The 18,717-nt window shown below is 71.4% G+C and carries 20 protein-coding genes; 10 read left to right on the top strand and 10 right to left on the bottom strand.

Annotated elements, in window-relative coordinates:
* Positions 1-5 precede the first annotated feature (5 nt).
* Both dinB and ASG28_RS05505 read right to left on the bottom strand, forming a co-directional pair.
* A complete protein-coding gene (gene dinB, locus ASG28_RS05510) occupies positions 6-1,289 on the bottom strand; it encodes a DNA polymerase IV (RefSeq protein ID WP_055972867.1) in 1,284 nt (427 codons plus the stop codon).
* A gap of 126 nt (positions 1,290-1,415) precedes the next feature.
* Positions 1,416-2,618 (bottom strand): acyl-CoA dehydrogenase family protein, encoded by a 1,203-nt coding sequence (locus ASG28_RS05505; RefSeq protein ID WP_055972864.1) that lies wholly within the window; start codon positions 2,616-2,618, stop codon positions 1,416-1,418.
* Positions 2,619-2,640: 22 nt separating this feature from the next.
* Here ASG28_RS05505 and ASG28_RS05500 point away from each other — a divergent pair, with 22 nt between their 5' ends.
* On the top strand, positions 2,641-3,429 hold the full coding sequence (locus ASG28_RS05500) for an SGNH/GDSL hydrolase family protein (RefSeq protein ID WP_055972861.1): 789 nt from the start codon (positions 2,641-2,643) through the stop codon (positions 3,427-3,429).
* Between the two features lie 9 nt (positions 3,430-3,438).
* Here ASG28_RS05500 and ASG28_RS05495 read toward each other — a convergent pair whose 3' ends face one another.
* Positions 3,439-4,671 carry a D-alanyl-D-alanine carboxypeptidase family protein gene (locus tag ASG28_RS05495; protein ID WP_157485648.1) on the bottom strand — a complete coding sequence of 411 codons (1,233 nt, stop codon included), beginning with the start codon at positions 4,669-4,671 and terminating at the stop codon, positions 3,439-3,441.
* A complete protein-coding gene (locus ASG28_RS05490) occupies positions 4,668-5,495 on the bottom strand; it encodes a TrmH family RNA methyltransferase (protein WP_055972855.1) in 828 nt (275 codons plus the stop codon). The genes ASG28_RS05495 and ASG28_RS05490 overlap by 4 nt, the downstream gene beginning before the upstream one ends.
* Before the next feature lie 103 nt (positions 5,496-5,598).
* On the opposite strand from ASG28_RS05490, the gene ASG28_RS05485 reads away from it, so the two are divergent.
* Both ASG28_RS05485 and ASG28_RS05480 read left to right on the top strand, forming a co-directional pair.
* Positions 5,599-6,441, top strand: coding sequence for an NAD-dependent protein deacetylase (locus tag ASG28_RS05485; RefSeq protein WP_055972852.1), 843 nt, complete (start codon positions 5,599-5,601; stop codon positions 6,439-6,441).
* A 29-nt stretch (positions 6,442-6,470) separates the two neighbouring features.
* The gene (locus tag ASG28_RS05480) at positions 6,471-7,118 is read left to right on the top strand and encodes a histidine phosphatase family protein (RefSeq protein WP_055976981.1); all 648 of its coding nucleotides are present in this window, start codon (positions 6,471-6,473) and stop codon (positions 7,116-7,118) included.
* Between the two features lie 91 nt (positions 7,119-7,209).
* Here the strand turns inward: ASG28_RS05480 and ASG28_RS05475 are convergent, their stop codons facing one another.
* Positions 7,210-8,298: a glycosyltransferase family 4 protein gene (locus ASG28_RS05475; RefSeq protein ID WP_055972849.1), complete on the bottom strand. Its 1,089-nt coding sequence runs from the start codon at positions 8,296-8,298 to the stop codon at positions 7,210-7,212.
* Positions 8,295-9,200, bottom strand: coding sequence for an alpha/beta fold hydrolase (locus ASG28_RS05470; protein WP_235477572.1), 906 nt, complete (start codon positions 9,198-9,200; stop codon positions 8,295-8,297). The genes ASG28_RS05475 and ASG28_RS05470 overlap by 4 nt, the downstream gene beginning before the upstream one ends.
* 69 nt (positions 9,201-9,269) lie before the next feature.
* Here ASG28_RS05470 and treS point away from each other — a divergent pair, with 69 nt between their 5' ends.
* A complete protein-coding gene (treS, locus tag ASG28_RS05465; RefSeq protein WP_055972844.1) occupies positions 9,270-11,009 on the top strand; it encodes a maltose alpha-D-glucosyltransferase in 1,740 nt (579 codons plus the stop codon).
* A 54-nt stretch (positions 11,010-11,063) separates the two neighbouring features.
* Positions 11,064-11,786, top strand: a complete 723-nt coding sequence (locus ASG28_RS05460) for a 3'-5' exonuclease (protein WP_055976978.1) — start codon at positions 11,064-11,066, stop codon at positions 11,784-11,786.
* Positions 11,787-11,942: 156 nt separating this feature from the next.
* Here the strand turns inward: ASG28_RS05460 and ASG28_RS05455 are convergent, their stop codons facing one another.
* The 3 genes from ASG28_RS05455 to glgA all read right to left on the bottom strand — a co-directional run bounded on the left by ASG28_RS05455 (position 11,943) and on the right by glgA (position 14,290).
* The gene (locus tag ASG28_RS05455) at positions 11,943-12,191 is read right to left on the bottom strand and encodes a type B 50S ribosomal protein L31 (protein ID WP_043594989.1); all 249 of its coding nucleotides are present in this window, start codon (positions 12,189-12,191) and stop codon (positions 11,943-11,945) included.
* A gap of 118 nt (positions 12,192-12,309) precedes the next feature.
* Complete coding sequence (locus tag ASG28_RS05450; RefSeq protein WP_055972841.1) at positions 12,310-13,095, bottom strand: ABC transporter ATP-binding protein; 786 nt, start codon at positions 13,093-13,095, stop codon at positions 12,310-12,312.
* Between the two features lie 10 nt (positions 13,096-13,105).
* Entirely contained in the window at positions 13,106-14,290 is a 1,185-nt protein-coding gene (gene glgA / locus ASG28_RS05445; protein ID WP_055976975.1) for a glycogen synthase, read from the bottom strand.
* 47 nt (positions 14,291-14,337) lie between these two features.
* Here glgA and ASG28_RS05440 point away from each other — a divergent pair, with 47 nt between their 5' ends.
* Both ASG28_RS05440 and serB read left to right on the top strand, forming a co-directional pair.
* Positions 14,338-15,579, top strand: coding sequence for a glucose-1-phosphate adenylyltransferase (locus tag ASG28_RS05440; protein ID WP_055972838.1), 1,242 nt, complete (start codon positions 14,338-14,340; stop codon positions 15,577-15,579).
* Positions 15,580-15,632: 53 nt separating this feature from the next.
* Positions 15,633-16,271, top strand: a complete 639-nt coding sequence (serB, locus tag ASG28_RS05435) for a phosphoserine phosphatase SerB (RefSeq protein WP_055972835.1) — start codon at positions 15,633-15,635, stop codon at positions 16,269-16,271.
* A 60-nt stretch (positions 16,272-16,331) separates the two neighbouring features.
* On the opposite strand, the gene fabG is transcribed toward serB, so the two are convergent.
* Positions 16,332-17,042 (bottom strand): 3-oxoacyl-ACP reductase FabG, encoded by a 711-nt coding sequence (gene fabG / locus ASG28_RS05430; RefSeq protein ID WP_055972832.1) that lies wholly within the window; start codon positions 17,040-17,042, stop codon positions 16,332-16,334.
* Positions 17,043-17,247: 205 nt separating this feature from the next.
* Between fabG and ASG28_RS16890 the strand changes: the two genes are divergently transcribed.
* The 3 genes from ASG28_RS16890 to ASG28_RS05415 are packed head-to-tail and all read left to right on the top strand — an operon-like array spanning position 17,248 to position 18,706.
* Entirely contained in the window at positions 17,248-17,622 is a 375-nt protein-coding gene (locus tag ASG28_RS16890) for a DUF3099 domain-containing protein (protein WP_052505244.1), read from the top strand.
* On the top strand, positions 17,622-17,858 hold the full coding sequence (locus ASG28_RS05420; protein WP_043594994.1) for a hypothetical protein: 237 nt from the start codon (positions 17,622-17,624) through the stop codon (positions 17,856-17,858). Before ASG28_RS16890 ends, ASG28_RS05420 begins: the two co-directional genes overlap by 1 nt.
* On the top strand, positions 17,855-18,706 hold the full coding sequence (locus ASG28_RS05415; protein ID WP_055972830.1) for an SURF1 family cytochrome oxidase biogenesis protein: 852 nt from the start codon (positions 17,855-17,857) through the stop codon (positions 18,704-18,706). Before ASG28_RS05420 ends, ASG28_RS05415 begins: the two co-directional genes overlap by 4 nt.
* The last annotated feature ends 11 nt before the right edge of the window (positions 18,707-18,717 follow it).

Raw genomic sequence — 18,717 nt, 5'->3', positions numbered from 1 at the left:
CGAGTTTACCCTCGACCGGAGTCGTCCACGGACGCGGCGCCCGCGTCCCGACCGGAGGCGCCGGGCCGACGTCGCGAGGCGCCGAGCAGCGAGGCCGGCGTCAACATGGCCGTCCCGAACTTGGCCCGGAGGGCGTCCATGGTCGACTCCGCCTCGCGCCAGTCGGCGTCGTCGTCCCACAGGCCGAGCGAGTCGCCGCCCGTCCCCTCGCTGAGCTGTTCGACGCGCACGCCGACCAGCCTTATGCGTTCGTGCTGCTTGCCCGTGGCCTCGTACAGGGAGACGACCTCGTCGTAGATGCGGCGACCGAGGTCGGTCGGATCGGCGAGCGTGCGTGATCGTGTGATGGTCACGAAGTCGGTCGTCCTCAGCTTGAGCACGACCGTGCGACCGCTCATGCCGGCGGCCCGCAGGCGGGTGCCGACCTTGTCGCTCAGGCGGAGGAGTTCGCGACGGACGACGACCGGGTCGACGACGTCGGTGCCGAAGGTGTTCTCGTTGCCGACGCTCTTCTCGGCCGTCTCGGTGTGGACGCTGCGCGGGTCGCGGCCCCACGCCAGGTCGTGCAGCTTCGCGCCCGCCGCCGGCCCGACCGCGTGGACGAGCATGTCGAGGGGGGCGGCGGCGACGTCGCCGACCGTTCGCAGGCCGCGGTCGAGCAGCACCTGCTCGGTCTTGCCGCCCACGCCCCAGAGGGCGCTGATCGGCCGAGGATGCAGGAAGGCCAGGGTGTGGCGGTGCGGCACGAGCAGGAGCCCGTCGGGTTTGGCGACGCTCGAGGCGAGCTTGGCGACGAACTTGGTCGACGCGGCACCGATGCTGCAGTGCAGGCCGGTCTCGGCGTGCACCCGTCGACGCAGCGCCGTCGCGATCTCGAACGGGGAGCCCATGAGGCGGATCGACCCGCTGACGTCGAGGAACGCCTCGTCGATGCCGAGGCGCTCGACCAGCGGCGTGACGTCGTCGAACATCGACATGACGCGCGAGGACCAGTGCTGGTACTTCTCGAAGTGCGGTTCGAGGACGATCGCCTGCGGGCAGCGACGCAACGCGATGGCCATGGGCATCGCCGAGTTGACCCCGTACTTGCGTGCCTCGTAGGTGGCGGCCGTGACGACCGATCGGTCGGAGCGGTGCCCGATGACGACGGGTCGACCCCGCAACTCGGGGTGGTCGAGCAGTTCGACGGAGGCGAAGAAGGCGTCCATGTCGACGTGGAAGATCGGCGCGGTCGCGTCGTCGGTCGGCACCGTGGTGACGAGCCGCCCGCTGCCGTCTTGTTTGCTCACCGGAGCATCCTCACACGCGCCACCGACATCGGCGTCGCCCGGGCCGCGGCCCCCGGAGCCGCCCGGGGCCGAGGGTCCCTGGGGCGCCCGGGCGCCGACCCCGGGTCGGCCTCGGGCACGAGCCCGTCAGGCCCCCGGTCCGAGCAGCGCGGCGGCGATCGTGGCGTGCGCCGAGTCGGTGCTCGAGGGGTGGAAGCGGCCGGCGAGGACGTCGCGTTGCAGGCGTCCGAGTTCGGAGGACGACCGGTACGACGAGCCCCCGGCGACCGTGACCGCCTGCTCGACCACCGCGCGGGCCGTCTCGGTCGCGCGCGTCTTCAGTCCGACCACGAGCCTCGGCCAGTCCGCCCCGTGGTCGACGAGCGCGTCGACGTCCCGGGCGACCTGGTCCACCTGGGGTTCGAGCCCGTCGACCGCCAGCCCGGCGTCGGCGACGCGCCACCGGACGACCGGGTCGAGCGCGCGGGCCGCTCCCCCGGCGCGACGCGAGGACGTCCCGAGGGCCGACTCGACGGCGAGCTCGAGGGCCCGGCGGGCGATGCCCCGGTACACGGCGGCGACGGTCGTCTCGAACACGGCGAAGACGGCGAAGAGGAACGGGTCGGCGCTCGGGCCCACGGGCATTCGACGGACGATGCGCGAGGCGGGCACCTCGACCCCGGTGAGCCGGGTCGTGTGGCTCTGTGTCGCCCGCATGCCGATCGTGTCCCAGTCCCCGAGTGAGGCATGGCCCGGCTGGTCGCGGTGCACGAACCCGTGGACCAGGGTCGGCGCGTCTCGGTCGGAGTCGTCCCGTCCGAAGACCCCGAGGCGCGTCCAGACCGGCGAGAGCGACGTGGAGACCTTCGTGCCCGTGAACCGGAAGCCGCCGTCGCCCGTGGGCTCGGCCGAGGTCGTCGAGTCGGACAGGACGAGGTCGTTGCCGGGCTCGCTCACCCCGAAGGCGAAGACCTCGTCGTGCGCGGCGTCCTCCAGGACGAGGTCCAGCGAGTCGTCGCCCCGGGCCTGCAGCACGGCCGCGCACCCGGTCCAGACCAGGTGCATGTTGACCGCCAGCGCGGTCGCCGGGGCCGCGGTCGCGAGGCGCGACTGCAGGGACGCGACCTGCTCGAGTCCGAGACCCGCGCCTCCTCGGTCGGTCGGGACGAAGGCCCGCAGGTAGCCGCGTTCGCGCAGCTCGGCGAGGTCGTCGTGGGGGAACGTGTTCTCGCGGTCGTGGCCCGCGGCCCGCCCCCGGAAGCGTTCGAGCAGCCCGTCGGGCAGCAGCTCGTCGGGCGACCAGGAGGCGCGGGTCGGGTCGGACGCGGAGGCGGGCTTCGGTGCGGGCACGCGTCGAGAGTAGTTTGGTCACATGAGTCAGCAACACCCGTGGTCCCGTTACGTCGCCCTCGGCGACTCGTTCACCGAGGGGATCGGTGACCCCGAGGAGCGCTCCCCCGGGGGCCACCGGGGGTGGGCCGACCGCGTCGCCGAGGTGCTCGGCTCCTCGACCGAGGACTTCGCCTACGCGAACCTCGCCGTCCGGGGACGGCTGCTGAAGCAGATCGACGACGAGCAGTCCGAGGCCGCGCTCGCCCTGCGACCCGACCTCATCTCGGTCTCGGCCGGGGGCAACGACATCATCCGGCCCGGCACCGACCCGGACGAGGTCGCCGCACGCTTCGAGGGGCTCGTCGAACGGCTGCGATCCGACGGCGCCACGGTCGTGGTCTTCACCGGGCCGGACATCGGCCTCACCCCCGTCCTCGGTCGCCTCCGCGGCAAGGTGGCGATCTACAACGAGCACGTCCACGCCATCGCGCTGCGGCACGACGCCGTGGTGGCGGACATGTGGGCGTTGCGTCAGCTCGTCGATCCACGGATGTGGGCACCCGACCGGCTGCACTTCAGCCCTCTCGGCCACCACACGATCGCGCGGATGGTCCTGCAGGCCCTCGCGGTCGAGAACGACCTCGCCCCCTTCGCGCCCGAGCCGCTCGAGCGTCGACCGTGGCGCAGCGCCCGGGCCGACGACATGGGCTGGGCCCGCGAGTACCTCGTGCCCTGGGTCGTGCGCCGCATCCGGCACCAGTCGTCGGGCGACTTCATCCAGGCAAAGCGGCCGGACGCCGTCACGATGGTCTACCGCGACGACGCCTGATCGGTCGGCTCAGAGCACCTCGTCGGGATGCGTGAGCCGCCACCACGCCCCGGGCTCGCCGATGGTCGAGTCGAGCTCGAGGGGGACGACGTGCCGTTCTCCGTCGACGGTGAAGGTGACGTCACCGACGTGGGTGCCGGCCGGGGCCGCCCCCACGTCGTCGGTCTCGACCGAGGCCTCGACGGTCTCGTCGCCCCAAACGAGCACGCTGGCGTCCTCCGCGGCGACCGCGCGGGCGGCGTCGCCCCAGGGCAGGTCGTAGTCGGCGAAGGCGTCGCCGCGGGTGGTCAGCGTGACGGTCCGGAAACGATCGGCGACGCTGGCGAGCAGGGCCTGGACGTCACGGTCCAGCTGGTCGTGGTCCACTCCACCGAGCATGGCGCCCACGACCGTGACCTCTTGACCCCCGACGGTGTAGTCGGCCGCGAACAACAGGCAGGCCCCGGCCTCGTCGAGGGTGCCCGTCTTGATGCCGACGACGCCGTCCAGCCCGAGCAGTTCGTTGCTGTTGCTGATCTCGCCGATGCCGGGCACGGTCGTCGTCGTCGTGCCGACCGTGCGGGCGACGTCGGGGTCGGCCAGGGCCAGCCGGCCGAGTGCGATCAGGTCGGTCGAGGTGCTCGTGTTCTGGGGTGACAGCCCGGTCGGCTCGACGAGCGTCGTCGAGGTGAGGCCGTGGTCGGCGAGCCAGGCCGCCGCGGCGTCGACGAACGCCTGGTCGCTGCCGAACGCCCACCGGGCCAGCACCTCGGCGTAGTTGTTGGCCGACTCGATCAGCATCACCTCGAGGACCTGTCGTTCGGTGAGGGCCTGACCGGCCGCCATCGGCGCCACCTTGCCGTTCTGCGCCCGGTACGCGTCGACCAGGGCCGCCTCGGCGGGGCCGAAGGTCAGGGTCGGACCGTCGCCTCCGTCGAGCGGCTTCTCGTCGAGGACGACGAGGGCCGTGACCACCTTGCTGATGCTCGCGATGGGGCGGGGTCGTTCGTCGCCGCTCGTCGTCAGGCTGTCGTCCCAGCCGATCGCCTCGACCGCCGTCGCGCCGTACGCGGGGAAGGTCAGGTCGGGGCTCGCCTCGGCCGGCGCGGTGTAGGCGGCGACGTCCGCGGCCGCGGGCGCCAACGGGCTGAGCAGCGCGAGGGGGACGTACCCGCCGACGGCGACGACCAGGGCGAGCAGCGCGACCACTCCCACGCGCCTCCGGACGACGCCCGGGCGACGACGCCCGTCGACGCCGGTCACGCGACCGCCTCCGACCCACCCGTCGGCACGCGGAGGGCCCAGAGGGCCACGGCCGAGGCGGCGGCCACGTTCAGGCTGTCAACGCCGTGCAGCATCGGGATGGTGACGACGGTGTCGGCGGCCTGCAGGGCGGCACGGCTGAGCCCGTCGCCCTCGGTGCCGAGCAGCAGGGCGACGCGGTCCGGAGGCGCGGCCGCATAGGCGTCGAGGGTCACCGCGTCGTCGCTCAGCGCCAGGGCGGCCACCTCGAACCCTGCCTCGCGCAGCAGCCCGGCACCGGCCGGCCACTCGGGGAGGCGCGTCCACGGCACCTGCAGGACGGTGCCCATGCTGACGCGGACGCTGCGACGGTACAGCGGGTCGGCGCAGCGCGGGGTGATCAGCACGGCGTCCGCCCCCAGGCCCGCGACGGCCCGGAAGATGGCGCCCACGTTCGTGTGGTCGACGATGTCCTCGAGCACGACGACTCGCCGGGCGCCGTCGAGCACCGACTCGACCGAGGGCAGCTCGGGACGGTGCATGGCGGCGAGGGCCCCACGGTGCAGGTGGTAGCCGGTGAGGGTCTCGAGCAGGGCCGCGTCGCCGACGAAGATCTCGCCCTCGTGGTCGGCCACCAGGGGCTCGATGTCGGGCAGCCAGCGGTCGGTCATCAGCACCGACCGGGGCACGTGGCCCGCCCGCAACGCCCGCTCGATGACCTTGGTCGACTCGGCGATGTAGAGCCCGCCCTCGGGCTCGGACACGCGCCGCAGGGCGACGTCGGTCAACCGGTTGTAGTCGGCGAGGGCCTCGTGGTCGAGGTCGGTGATGCGGGTGACGTGCACGGTGCTCCACGGGGGACGGCCCCGGCGGACGGGCGACCGCTGGAATCGATTCGGAGGGGGACGCGTTTAGGCTAGCGTCACCGCACCCGAAGGAGCCCCACCCGTGTCGAACGCCCCCGCGGTCCCCACCGACGAGCAGGCCCTCGAGGCCGCGGTCGAGGCCCTCCGCGGGCGTCGCGTGGCCGTGCTCACCGGGGCCGGGGTCAGCACCGACTCGGGCATCCCCGACTACCGGGGCGAGGGTGCTCCCCCGCGCAACCCGATGACCTTCCAGCAGTTCCTCTCGAGCGAGGGCTACCGCAAGCGCTACTGGGCCGGCAGCCACCTCGGCTGGAAGTCCTTCCGTGCCGCCGGGCCGAACGAGGGGCACCGGGCGCTGGCCCGTCTCGAGGCCGCCGGCGTGACGAACGGCGTGATCACCCAGAACGTGGACAACCTGCACGTCCGCGCCGGGTCGCGCCGGGTGGTCGACCTGCACGGCACCGTCGACCGCGTGGTCTGCCTCACCTGCGGCCAGGCGTTCGCCCGCGACATGGTCGCGGCGCGCCTGGCGGCCGAGAACCCGTGGATCGACGAGCCCGACCAGGTGCGACTCGCCCCGGACGGCGACGTCGAGGTGCACGACATCGACGCCTTCGTCGTGCCGACCTGCACGGTGTGCGGCGGCCTGCTCAAGCCCGACGTCGTGTTCTTCGGCGAGTTCGTGCCCACCGAGCGGTTCGCCGAGGCGCGGTCGATGGTCGTCAGTGCCGAGGCGCTGCTCGTCGCCGGCTCGTCGCTCGTCGTCAACAGCGGCATCCGCCTGCTCGACCAGGCCACGCGCCGCAAACTGCCCGTGGTCGTCCTGAACCGGGGCGTCACCAAGGGCGACTCGCGGGCCACCGTTAAGCTGGACGCCGGCACGTCGGAGACCCTGGCGGCCCTGGCCGAGCACCTGGGCGCGTGACCTCCGGGGCCGTGCCCACCGGAGGAACGATGACGCTCTTGTACCTGGTCCGCCACGGCGAGACCGACTGGAACCGCGCCCGACGCATCCAGGGCTCCACCGACATCCCCCTGAACGACCTCGGTCGCTCGCAGGCCCGAGAAACTGGCGACCTGCTCGCCCGCCGCCGGTTCGACGCCGTCGTCGCCAGCCCCCTCTCGCGGGCGGCCGAGACCGGCTCGATCATCGCCGAGCGCCTGGGCCTGGGCGCGCCCGAGCTCGTCCCCGAGGTCGCCGAGCGCCGCTACGGCGACGCCGAGGGCCTGACCGGCGAGCAGGTCGAGGCACGGTTCCCCACGGGCACCCCGGTGCCCGGTCGCGAGAGCCGCGGGGCCCTCGTCGCGCGGGTCCTGCCCGCCCTCGCCGCGATCGCCGCCCGGTACGGCGACGGCGCGTCGGTGGTCGTCGCGACGCACGGCGCGGTCATCCGGGCGGTGGTCAACCACGTCTCGCCCGACACCGACGCGCACCTCGGCGTGCCCATCCGCAACGGGTCGATCCACTCGTTCGAGTTCGCGGGCGACGCCCTGACGCTGCGGGAGTTCGACGACCCGATCGAGGTCGAGTCCGAACGGCCCGGCACCTACGCCTTCGAGTACCAGAACGCCCTCGAGCGCGACGACGCCGATCCGGCCTGAGCACCCGCCCGGCCTGAGCGCCGATCCGGCCAGGGCGCCCGTCCGGCCGGTGCCCCGTGGGCCGGTGTCCCGGGGGCCGGCGTCCCGCGGGTCAGCGTCCCGAGCGCCGACGCCGGTGGCTGCCCGTCGCGGCCACGTCGGCCAGCAGGCGCAGCAGCACGTCGGCCGAGTCGCGCCAGCTGAACCGGGCGGCCTGGTCGATCGACGCGGCCGAGCGCGCCTCCCACTCGCCCTCGAGCCGGCGGACGGCGGCGGCGATCGACGCCGGCGACGACGGGTCGAAGTAGAGCGCCGCGTCGCCACCGATCTCACGGAAGATCGGGATGTCGCTGACCACGGCCGGCGTGCCGAGCGCCATGCCCTCGACGAGCGGGATGCCGAACCCCTCGGCGCGCGACGCCGTCACGACGGCGGTCGCACCGAGCAGGGTCTCGCGGTACTCGTCGTCGCTCGCCCCGTCGTGGAACACCAGCGACCCGGCGGGCGCCAGGGCCGTCAAGGAGGCGCGCTCGGCCTCGGACACCCGGCTCATCAGGTGCAGCCGGTACCCGTCGAGCAACGGCAGTGCCCTGGCCAGCGCGGTCACGTTCTTGTACGGCATGAACGACCCCATGTAGACGAGGTCGCGCCGCGCGGGTGCGGTGCGCGGCTCGACCGCGTCGACCGGATCGGCGGCGTTGTACACCACCGTCACGGGACGCCGGGTCAGCCGGTGGCGACGCATCTCGTCACGTGTCGTACGGCTCACCGTGACGACCGCGTCGGCCCGGTTCAGCAGCACCCTCTGGGGCCACCAGGCCAGGTGGTACAGCCGCCACAGCAGCTTGATCGGCAGGGCGAACTCGGGTGGTGGCGTGCGGTTCGTGTAGTAGATCAGGTCGTGCAGGGTCAGCACGAGCGGGTACCGGCGCCCGGCCGACCCCATGGTCTGCATGGGCGACCAGACGACGTCGGGGCGCAGCCGGTTCACCTGCCGGGCGACGAGGGGCTCGAGGACGCTCGTGGGCGAGCTGACGAGCAGGTGAGGCTGGTCGGGCAGCTTGTCGAGCTGGCGTGGGTCGCTGACGAGCATCGTCACCTCGTGGCGCTCGGCCAGGGCCGACACGACGCCGGCGCTGAACCGACTGATGCCGTCGTGGCGTCCGACGCGGACGTACCGGCAGTCGACGACGACCCTCATCGGACGAACGCCTCGATCGCGGCGGCGGCCTGTCGCGGCTTCTCGTAGTGGATCAGGTGGCCGACCCCCTCGATCACGTCGAGCGTCGCGTCGGGGAAGAGCGCCTGCAACCGGTGCTGCGCCGGCAGGGCCGTGATGTCGTCGCGGTCGGCGGCGATCAGCAGCGTGGGCACGGTGACGCGGGCGGCGTACGTGCTCACGTCGCTCGAGACCGAGGCGCGGAACGCGTCGAGCACCACGCGACGGTCCGAGAACCGCGAGAAGAAGCTGTCGTGCTGGTCGTGGATCCACCGGCGCAGGGCCCGGTCGTGCGTCTTGACCATCGCGAGGCTCGTGATCCGCGTGACGGCGGCGTTCTGCAGCAGCTGCTGTCCGGCGCGCTCGGGCAGGGTGGCGCCGGCCCGGTAGTAGAAGACGGCCAGGCGCGTCACCACGCCACGGGGGCCCTGCAGGGCGGGGGCGGCGATCGGGTTGACCAGGATCAACCGGGAGGCGCGGAGTCCGTCGGCCACCGCGGCCGACGTGACGATCGAGCCGAACGAGTGCCCCAGCACCACGACGTCGTCACCGAGCGAGAGGGTCGCCACGAACGCGGTCAGCCAGCGCGCGTACGCCGCGACGCTGTGCTCTCCGTCCAACGGGGTCGACTCGCCGAAGCCCGGCAGGTCGGGCATGACCACCCGCACGTGGTCGAGGTGCGCCACGACGGGTTCGAGACCGTGGTGGTCGCCCCGGAAGCCGTGCACCGCGACGACGGTGACCCGCGCCTCCTGCCCCTCGGGCGGTTCGTACGTCCAGTAGCGGGTGAGGCTGCCGGCGACCTCGACGGCGTCGTCGCGCACCGGTCGGGCGTCGAGGCGGGCACGGTACGGCGACTTCACGCGCGGGGGTCGGACGATCACGGGCCGAGTCTACGAGCGACGCGCTGGGCGGAGTGCGCGCCCCGGGGCGCGCCCCCGTAGGGTGGGCGGGTGAGCTTCACTGCCCCGATCCAGCAGCCCGGACTGACCCTCGACCCCAACTGGCACCGCCGGGCGGTGTTCTACGAGGTGATGGTGCGGTCGTTCGTCGACAGCAACGGCGACGGTGCGGGTGACCTGCAGGGTCTGCTCACCCGTCTGGACTACCTGCAGTGGCTCGGCGTCGACGCCCTCTGGCTGCCGCCGTTCTTCCAGTCGCCCCTGCGCGACGGCGGCTACGACATCCAGGACTACAAGGCGATCCTGCCCGAGTTCGGCACGCTCGACGAGTTCCGCGACCTCGTGACCAAGTCGCACGAGCGCAACATGCGCATCGTCATCGACATGGTGCTGAACCACACGAGCGACCAGCACGAGTGGTTCCAACAGAGCCGCGAAGACCCCGAGGGTCCCTACGGCGACTTCTACGTCTGGCGCGACACCGACGAGGAGTACTCGAACATCCGCGTCATCTTCGTCGACACCGAAGAGTCCAACTGGACGTTCGACCCGGTGCGTCGCCAGTTCTTCTTCCACCGCTTCTTCTCGCACCAGCCCGACCTCAACTTCGAGAACCCCGCCGTCCAAGAGGCCGTGTTCGACGTCGTCCGTCACTGGCTGTCGATGGGCGTCGACGGCCTCCGGCTCGACGCGATCCCCTACCTGTTCGAGACCGAAGAGGGAAACGGCGAGGGCGAACCGGCCACGCACGACCTGATCAAGCGCCTGCGCGCGATGGTCGACGAAGAGTTCCCCGGACGCGTGCTGATCGCCGAGGCCAACCAGTGGCCGGCCGAGACGGCGGCGTTCTTCGGCACCGAGGACGAGCCCGAGTGCCACATGGCCTTCGACTTCCCGGTCATGCCCCGCATTTTCTACTCGCTCCGCGCCCAGAGCGCCGACGAGCTCAAGCGCATCCTCTCCGAGACCACCGAGGTCCCGCCGGGCGCCGCCTGGGCGGTGTTCCTCCGCAACCACGACGAGCTCACCCTCGAGATGGTCAGCGAGGAGTACCGGCAGGCGATGTACGGCTGGTACGCCTACGACCCGCGCATGCGGTCCAACATCGGCATCCGACGCCGTCTCGCCCCGCTGCTCGACAACTCGCGCGCCGAACTCGAACTCGTGCACGCGCTGCTGTTCTCGCTGCCCGGCAGTCCGTTCCTCTACTACGGCGACGAGATCGGGATGGGCGACAACATCTGGCTGCCGGACCGCGACTCGTCCCGCACGCCCATGCAGTGGACGCCCGACCGCAACGCCGGCTTCTCGACCGCCGACCCGGGCAAGCTCTTCCTGCCGGTCGTCCAGTCGCTCGTGTACAACTACAACCTGGTGAACGTCGAGAGCCAGCTGGCCCAGTCACGGTCGCTGCTGCACTGGGTGCGCAACGTCATCCACGTGCGCAAGGCCCACCCGACCTTCGGCCTCGGCACCCTCGAGGTGCTCGAGACCAACCAGGAGTCCGTCCTGTCGTTCGTCCGCTCGTACGAGGGGGCCGGGACGCAGTTCGGCGACTCGGCCGAGGACATCCTCTGCGTGTTCTCGTTCGGTCACAACCCGACCTCGGTCGACATCGTGGCCCCGCAGTTCGCCGGGCGCACGTTGTTCGACCTGTTCGGTGGAGCGCAGTTCCCCTCCTTCGACGACGAGGGCAAGGTCACGCTGACCCTCGGGACGCAGGCGTTCTTCTGGCTGCACGTCGGCGACGTGCCCGCTGCGGCGGCACCCGCTGTCGGTGGCGCCTCCTAAACTCGCAGGGTGACTGACACCGAGACGACCGGCATCGCTCCCGACCTCGCGGCCGTGGGCGAGCCGCCGGCCGCCTGGTGGCAGGCCCTCGGCGTCTTCGACCTCGAGACCACCGGCATCGACGTCGAGACGGCCCGCATCGTGACCGCCCACGTCGGCCTGATCGACGCCACCGGGGCCACCGTCGCCCATGGCGAATGGCTGGCCGACCCGGGCGTCGAGATCCCCGAGCAGGCCAGCGCCGTGCACGGCATCTCCACCGAGCGGGCCCGCGCCGAGGGGCGTCCGGCCGCCGAGGTCGTGGCCGAGATCGTCGCGGCCATCAGGGCCGTCTTCGCCCGCGGCGTGCCGTTGGTCGTCTACAACGCACCGTACGACCTCACCCTGCTCGACCGCGAGGCCCGCCGTCACGGAGTCGAGCCGTTGGGCGAGGTCGGCGAGATCGGTTGCGTCGTCGACCCCCTCGTCATCGACAAGGCCGTCGACACCTACCGCAAGGGCAAGCGCACCCTCGAGGCCGCCGCCGCGGTCTACGGTGTGTCGCTCGACGACGCGCACGACGCCGGGGCCGACGCGATCGCCGCGGGTCGCGTGGCCCAGGCGATGGCGAAGCGGTACCCCGACCGACTCGACGTGCCCGTCACCGAGCTGCACGACCTCCAGGTCGGCTGGTGCTCGACCCAGGCCGAGAGCTTCCAGCAGTACATGCGCCGTGCGAAAGACGCCACCTTCACGGCGCACGGCGACTGGCCGCACCGCCCGCTGCCGTTCGCCTGAGCGGAGTCGTGCCCCGCGCCTCCCCGGGGCTTCCGGGCGTCTCGTGCTCTCCACGTGACCTGACGTGTCGTGCCCACCCGAGACGTGTCAGCCCGGGTACGCGAAAGAGGCGGCCCACCGAAGTGGGCCGCCTCTGACACGGCTGCGGGCTGAGGCCTACTTGCCGAAGTTCTTGTAGCGCGAGTTGAACTTCTCGACGCGACCGGCCGAGTCGAGGATGCGCTGCTTGCCCGTGTAGAACGGGTGCGACTCGGACGAGATCTCGACGTCGATGACCGGGTAGGTCTCACCGTCGAGCTCGATGGTCTTGTCGCTCGTCGTGGTGGAGCGCGTGAGGAACGTGGCGCCCGACGCGAGGTCCCGGAAGACGATCTGCTTGTACTCGGGGTGGATGTCGGTCTTCATGATTGTCCTAGGTCTAGCGAACGAGTGATGATGGTGAGTTCAGGAGGCACGCGCAGCGACGCTGCGGACCAGCTGTCAACGATACCAGACCGACGGCCCGGATCGTAGGAGGCGCGGGTCAGCCGGCTGCGCGGGCCGAGTACCGGCCCCCGTCGGACTCGACCCGCAGTTCGACGCCGAAGGTGGTGCCGAGGGTCTCGGCCGTGATGACCTCGTCGAGCGGACCGGCCGCGACGACGGAGCCGTGGTCGAGCAGCAGGGCGTGCGTGAAGCCCCGGGGGATCTCTTCGACGTGGTGGGTCACCATGACGATGGCCGGAGCGCCCTCGGACGAGGCGTAGCCCGACAGCATCTGCAGCAGCTCTTCGCGGGCGCCGAGGTCGAGGCTCGCGGCCGGCTCGTCGAGCAGCAGCAGCTCGGGGTCGGTCATGACCGAGCGGGCGATCTGGACGCGCTTCTGCTCGCCGTCGCTCAGCTCGCCGAAGGTGCGGTCCGAGAGGTGGTCGAGCTTCCACTCGTCGAGCACGCGGTGCGCCCGACGGACGTCGACGCCCTCGTACTCTTCGTTCCAGCGACCGGTGACCGAGTAGGCGGCCGTCAGGACGACGTCGACCACCTTCTCTTTGGCGGGGATGCGCCGGGCGATGGCCGTCGAGGCGAAGCCGATGCGCGGCCGCAGGTCGAAGAGGTCGACCGAGCCGAGGTCGGAGCCGAGGATGCTGGCCTCGCCCGAGGAGGGATGACTCTGCGCGGCGGCCACCTGGAGCAGGCTGGTCTTGCCGGCACCGTTGGGCCCGAGCACGACCCAGCGCTCGTCGGAGTCGACCGTCCAGGTCAGCTTGTCGACGACGGCGGTGCCGCCTCGGACGATCGAGACATCGGTCAGCTGCAGGACGGTAGGCATGCTCCTCAGCCTAGTTGAGCAGGCCCTCGTAGATCCCCAGGGTCTGCTCGGCGATCCGTGACCACGAGAACTCTTCTTCGGCCCGCATGCGGCCGGCCCGTCCCATGAGGCGCGCGAGGGCCGGGTCGGAGACGACCTCGGTGAGGGTGGCCGCCAGGTCGGCGACGAAGCGATCGGGGTCGACCGGGGTGCCGGTGCCGTCCTGCACCTGCTCGAGGGGCACGATGCGACCGGTCAGGCCGTCCGCGACGACCTCGGGGATGCCGCCCGTGTCGGAGCCCACGACGGGCACGCCGCAGGCCATCGCCTCGAGGTTGACGATGCCCAGGGGCTCGTAGACCGAAGGGCAGACGAATGTGGTGGCCTGGCTCAGCACGGCGCTGAGCTGGTGCCGGGGCAGCACGGTGTCGATCCAGACGACCCCGGTGCGCTCCTCTTGGAGCTCGCGGACCAGGCCCGTGACCTCGGCCATGATCTCGGGGGTGTCGGGTGCGCCGGCGCAGAGCACGAGTTGCACGTCGGCGGGCAACAGCTTCGCCGCGCGCAGCAGGTACGGGAGGCCCTTCTGGCGGGTGATGCGACCGACGAAGACGACCGACGGGCGGTCGGGGTCGATGCCCAGACCCCGGACCAGCTCGGCGTCGTCGACGCGCTGCCAACCGTCGAGGTCGATGCCGTTGTAGACGACCTGGACCTTCGACTCGTCGATCGACGGGTAGGAGCGCAGGATGTCGCGGCGCATGCCGTCGCTGACGGCGATGACGCGATCGGCGGTCTCGTAGGCCTGGCGCTCGATCCAGCTCGAGACGCGGTAGCCGCCTCCGAGCTGTTCGGCCTTCCAGGGACGCAGCGGCTCGAGGCTGTGGGCCGTCAGCACGTGCGGGACGCCGTGCAGCATCTGCGCCAGCTGACCGGCCGCGTTCGCGTACCAGGTGTGGCTGTGGACGACGTCGGCTCCGGCGACGTCCTGGGCCATGGTCACGTCGACGCCGAGGGTGCGCAGGGTCGCGTTCGCCTGGTCGAGCTGGGGCAGGTCGGGGTATCCGGTCGTGTCGGGTTCGGGGTCGACCTCGCCGAACGCCCGCACCTGCACCTCGACGCCCTGACGCAGGGCCTTGACGAGTTCGACGACGTGGACGCCCGCTCCCCCGTAGACGTTGGGCGGGTATTCCTTGGTGATGACATCGACTCGCACGTGGTTCACCGTAGTCGTGCGACCGCGAATCGTGCCATTCTGGCCCCATGGCATCAAAGAAGATCTTCGGCATCGTCCTGGCTGGTGGCGAGGGCAAGCGCCTGATGCCGCTGACCGCAGACCGCGCGAAACCCGCTGTCCCGTTCGGTGGCAACTACCGTCTCATCGACTTCGCCCTGTCGAACCTGATCAACTCGGGTCTGCGGCAGATCGTCGTGTTGACCCAGTACAAGTCGCACAGCCTCGACCGCCACGTCTCGCAGACCTGGAGCATCGAGGGCCTGCTCGGGGCGTACGTCGCCTCGGTCCCGGCCCAGCAGCGACTCGGCAAGCGCTGGTTCGCCGGCAGCGCCGACGCCATCCTGCAGAGCCTCAACCTGCTGCGTGACGAGAAACCCGACATCGTCGTGGTGGTGGGTGCCGACCACGTCTACCGCATGGACTTCTCCCAGATGATCGAGGCGCACATCGCCTCGGGCGCCGGGGCCACCGTGGCCGCCATCCGTCAGCCCATCTCCCTCGCCGACCAGTTCGGCGTCATCGAGGTCGACTCCGACGATCCGACCCGCATCGGCCGCTTCCTCGAGAAGCCGACGGACGCCACGGGCCTGCCGGACTCCCCCGACGAGATCCTCGCGTCCATGGGCAACTACGTCTTCGACGCGGACGTCCTGATCGACGCCGTGCTGCGCGACGGCGAGAAGCCCGACTCGAACCACGACATGGGCGGCGACATCGTGCCCGACTTCGTCTCCCGCGGCGACGCGGCCGTCTACGACCTCAACCGCAACGAGGTGCCCGGGTCGACCGAGCGCGACCGCTACTACTGGCGCGACGTCGGCACCATCGACTCGTTCTACGACGCGCACCGAGACCTGATCTCGGCGCTGCCGATCTTCAACCTCTACAACACCGACTGGCCGATCTTCAGCCAGCAGCTCAACTCGCCCCCCGCGAAGTTCGTCCGCGACGGCCACGGCAACCTCGGCACGACGATCGACTCGATCGTGTCGCTGGGCTCGCTGCTCTCGGGTGCGCACGTCGAACGCAGTGTCCTGGGCCCCTGGTGCACCCTCGACAGCGGCTCGCGGGTCGTCGACTCGGTGGTCTTCGAGCGGGCGCACGTCGGCCCGAACGCCGTCGTGAACCGGGCGATCCTCGACAAGGACGTCGTCATCGCGGCCGGGGCCTCCGTCGGCGTCGATCCCGAGGCCGACCGGGCCCGCGGCTTCACCGTCACGCCTTCCGGCATCACGGTGGTCGGCAAGGGCGTCCGGGTCGACCAGTAGTCGTCCCGGGTCACACGAGCGACGCGGTGCGTCGGCGGCCCTAGGCTGTCGACGTGCCGCGTTTCCTCATCGTCCTCGACGTCGACTCCACCCTGATCGAGGACGAGGTGATCGAGCTGCTGGCCGACGCCGCCGGTTCGCGAGAGCGCGTCGAGGACGTCACCTCCCGGGCGATGGCGGGTGAGCTCGACTTCGCCACGAGCCTCGCCGAGCGCGTCGCGACCCTCGAGGGGTTGCCAGACGCCGTCTTCGCCGAGGTGCGTTCGCGCCTCACGCCGACCCGCGGCGTCCGTGAACTTCTCGACGGCGTCCACGCCGCGGGTGGCCTCGTCGGCGTCGTGTCGGGCGGGTTCCACGAGACCCTCGACCCGCTGGCCGACGACCTGGGGCTCGACTTCCGCCGGGCCAACCGCCTCGAGGTGCGGGATGGACGGCTGACCGGGCGGGTCCACGGCCCCGTGATCGACGCGCACGCCAAGGCCGCCGCCCTGCGGCAATGGGCCGAGGAGGCGCGGGTCGGCCTCGCGCAGACCGTCGCCGTCGGTGACGGGGCCAACGATCTCGAGATGATGGCGGTCGCGGGACTCTCGGTCGCGTTCAACGCCAAGCCGCGGGTCCGCGAGCGAGCCGACGTGGTCGTGGGGACGAACGACCTCTCCCAGCTGCTGCCCCTGCTCGGGCTGCGCGGCTGACCCGCGGCGGGAGGCGGGCGTCCCTCGAGGGGACGACCCGCGCCTCCTGCGTGGTCGGACCTAGTGGCCCATGCCGAGGCCGCCGTCGACCGGGATCACGGCCCCCGAGATGTAGGCGGCGTCGTCGCCCGCGAGCCACGTGATCGTCTTCGCGACCTCGGCCGTGGTGCCGTACCGGCCGGCGGGGATGCTCTTCTTGTACTCGGCCTGCTGCGCCTCGGGCAGGACGGCGGTCATGTCGGTCTCGACGAAGCCGGGGGCGACCACGTTGGCGGTGATGCCGCGGGCCCCGAGCTCGCGGGTCAGCGAGCGGGCGAAGCCGACCAGGCCCGCCTTCGAGGCTGCGTAGTTGGCCTGGCCCGGGCCGCCGTAGAGGCCGACGACGCTCGACACGAGGACGATGCGTCCGAAGCGGGCCTTGAGCATGCCCTTGGACGCCCGCTTGACGACGCGGAAGGCGCCGCCGAGGTTGGTGTCGACGACCGAGGTGAAGTCGTCCTCGGTCATGCGCATGAGCAGACCGTCCTTCGTGATGCCGGCGTTGGCGACGACGACCTCGACCGGCCCGAGCTCGGCCTCGACGGTGCTGAAGGCCGTGTCGATCGACGCGGCGTCGGTGACGTCGGCGACGACGGTGAGCGTGCCCTCGGGGCCCTGCCCGCTGCGGGCCGTGACGGCGACACGGTGACCCTGGGCGACGAACTCTTCGGCGATGGCGAAGCCGATGCCTCGGTTGCCGCCGGTGACGAGGACGGTGCGGGGCGTGTTCATGGGTTGTCTCCTCGTGAGCGATCTCGACGGTGGCCGCGAGGTCGCGGCGCGGATCGGCGAACCTGTGATCGGCAGGCTGCCGACCAGCCTACTGTCGGACCCGGGTCTTAGGATCGAGGCGCTCCCCCGGACGTCTCGCCCCCGAGATCCGTCCGGCACCCGTCCGTGGTGCGTCCGCCCTCTTCCCGACATCGAGGTGTGCCCCGTGAAGGCCTCGAACACGATCACGTCCCTTCCGCCCTCCCCCACCGACGACCGGCACTCCCGCATGGTCAAGTACCTGGTGGCGATGGGCATCAGGTTGGTCTGCATCGCCCTCTGCTTCGTCTTCCCCCTCGGCTGGTGGACCCTGTTGCCCGTCATCGGTGCCGTCGTCATCCCCTACATCGCCGTCGTCTTCGCGAACGTGGGCCACGAGGCGGGCGACGCGGTCGAGAGCCCGGGCGGCATCGAGCTCTACCGCGAGCCTCAGGCGCCGTTCCGGCCGACCGTGGTCGACGGCGACGCAGGTCCTGCCGGACCCGCCGCCTCGTCCGACGACGCGCCCGGCGAGGCGGATCACGATCGGCGGAGCGCCTGATGCTGGGCCTCGATCCCGTCGGCGTGCAGTGCTCTCGCGCCTCCTGTCGAGCCGAGGCACGGCATAATGTCCACTGGCGCAACCCCAAGATCCACGGCATCGACCGGGTCAAGGTGTGGTCGGCATGCGACGAGCACGTCGACTTCTTGCGCGAGTTCCTCGAGGCACGTGACTTCCCGGTCGTCGTGACGGGGGTGTCAGAGGTCGTCGAACAGGTCGGAACGGAGGCGCGGTGACGAACATCCGCTTCGCCCTCTCGCGCAGATGGCTGGCCTACCTCGCCGTCGCCGTCGTCTTCGCGATCATCTGCGTGTTCCTCGCCCACTGGCAGTGGTCGCGGCACGACGCGAAGCTCGCGGTCGTGCACCAGCTCGAGCAGACCTACGACGCCGATCCGATCCCCCTGCAGCAGGCGTTGCCCGAACTGTCTTCCTACGACGCCGCCCAAGAGTGGCAGCCGGTCGAGATGACCGGGCGCTACCTCACCGACGACGAGTTGCTGGTGCGCAACCGCCCGCTCAACGGGCAGCCCGGCTTCGAGGTCCTCGTGCCGTTCCGCACCACGCAGGGCCAGATCTTCGTCGTCGACCGTGGCTGGGTGCCGACCGGCAACGCCCAGGACTCCCCCGACGTCGTGCCCGCGCCTCCCTCGGGCGACGTCACGGTGGTCGCACGCCTGAAACCGGGAGAACCGGCCCTCGGCGACCGGACGGGCGTTCCCGGCACGAACCAGATCGCGACCATCCAACTCAGCGAGGTCGAGTCCCGCGTCGGGCAGCCCGTCTACTCGAGCGCCTACGGTCTCGTCGTCAGCGAGAGCCCCGCGCCGGCCACGGCACCCGTGCCGTCCTCGAAGCCCGAGATCGACACCGGACTGAACCTGTCGTACTTCGTCCAGTGGCTCATGTTCGCGGTCGGAGCCTTCGGTTTCCTGTTCTACGTCTTCCGACAGGAGTACCGCAACCAGAACGCCGACGACGACGAACTCGTCGAGCGTGAGGCCGAACGCCAGCGTCGTCGCGACGCCCGGCCTCGCCACGACAACGACGTCGAGGACGAGATCCTCGACGGCGCGCGGCGCTGACCACGGCGTCG

The sequence above is a fragment of the Frigoribacterium sp. Leaf415 genome (assembly GCF_001424645.1).
Taxonomy (GTDB): Bacteria; Actinomycetota; Actinomycetes; order Actinomycetales; family Microbacteriaceae; genus Frigoribacterium.
The sequence above is the reverse complement of the archived record's forward strand: the minus strand, read 5'-3'. Positions and strand labels throughout refer to the sequence as shown.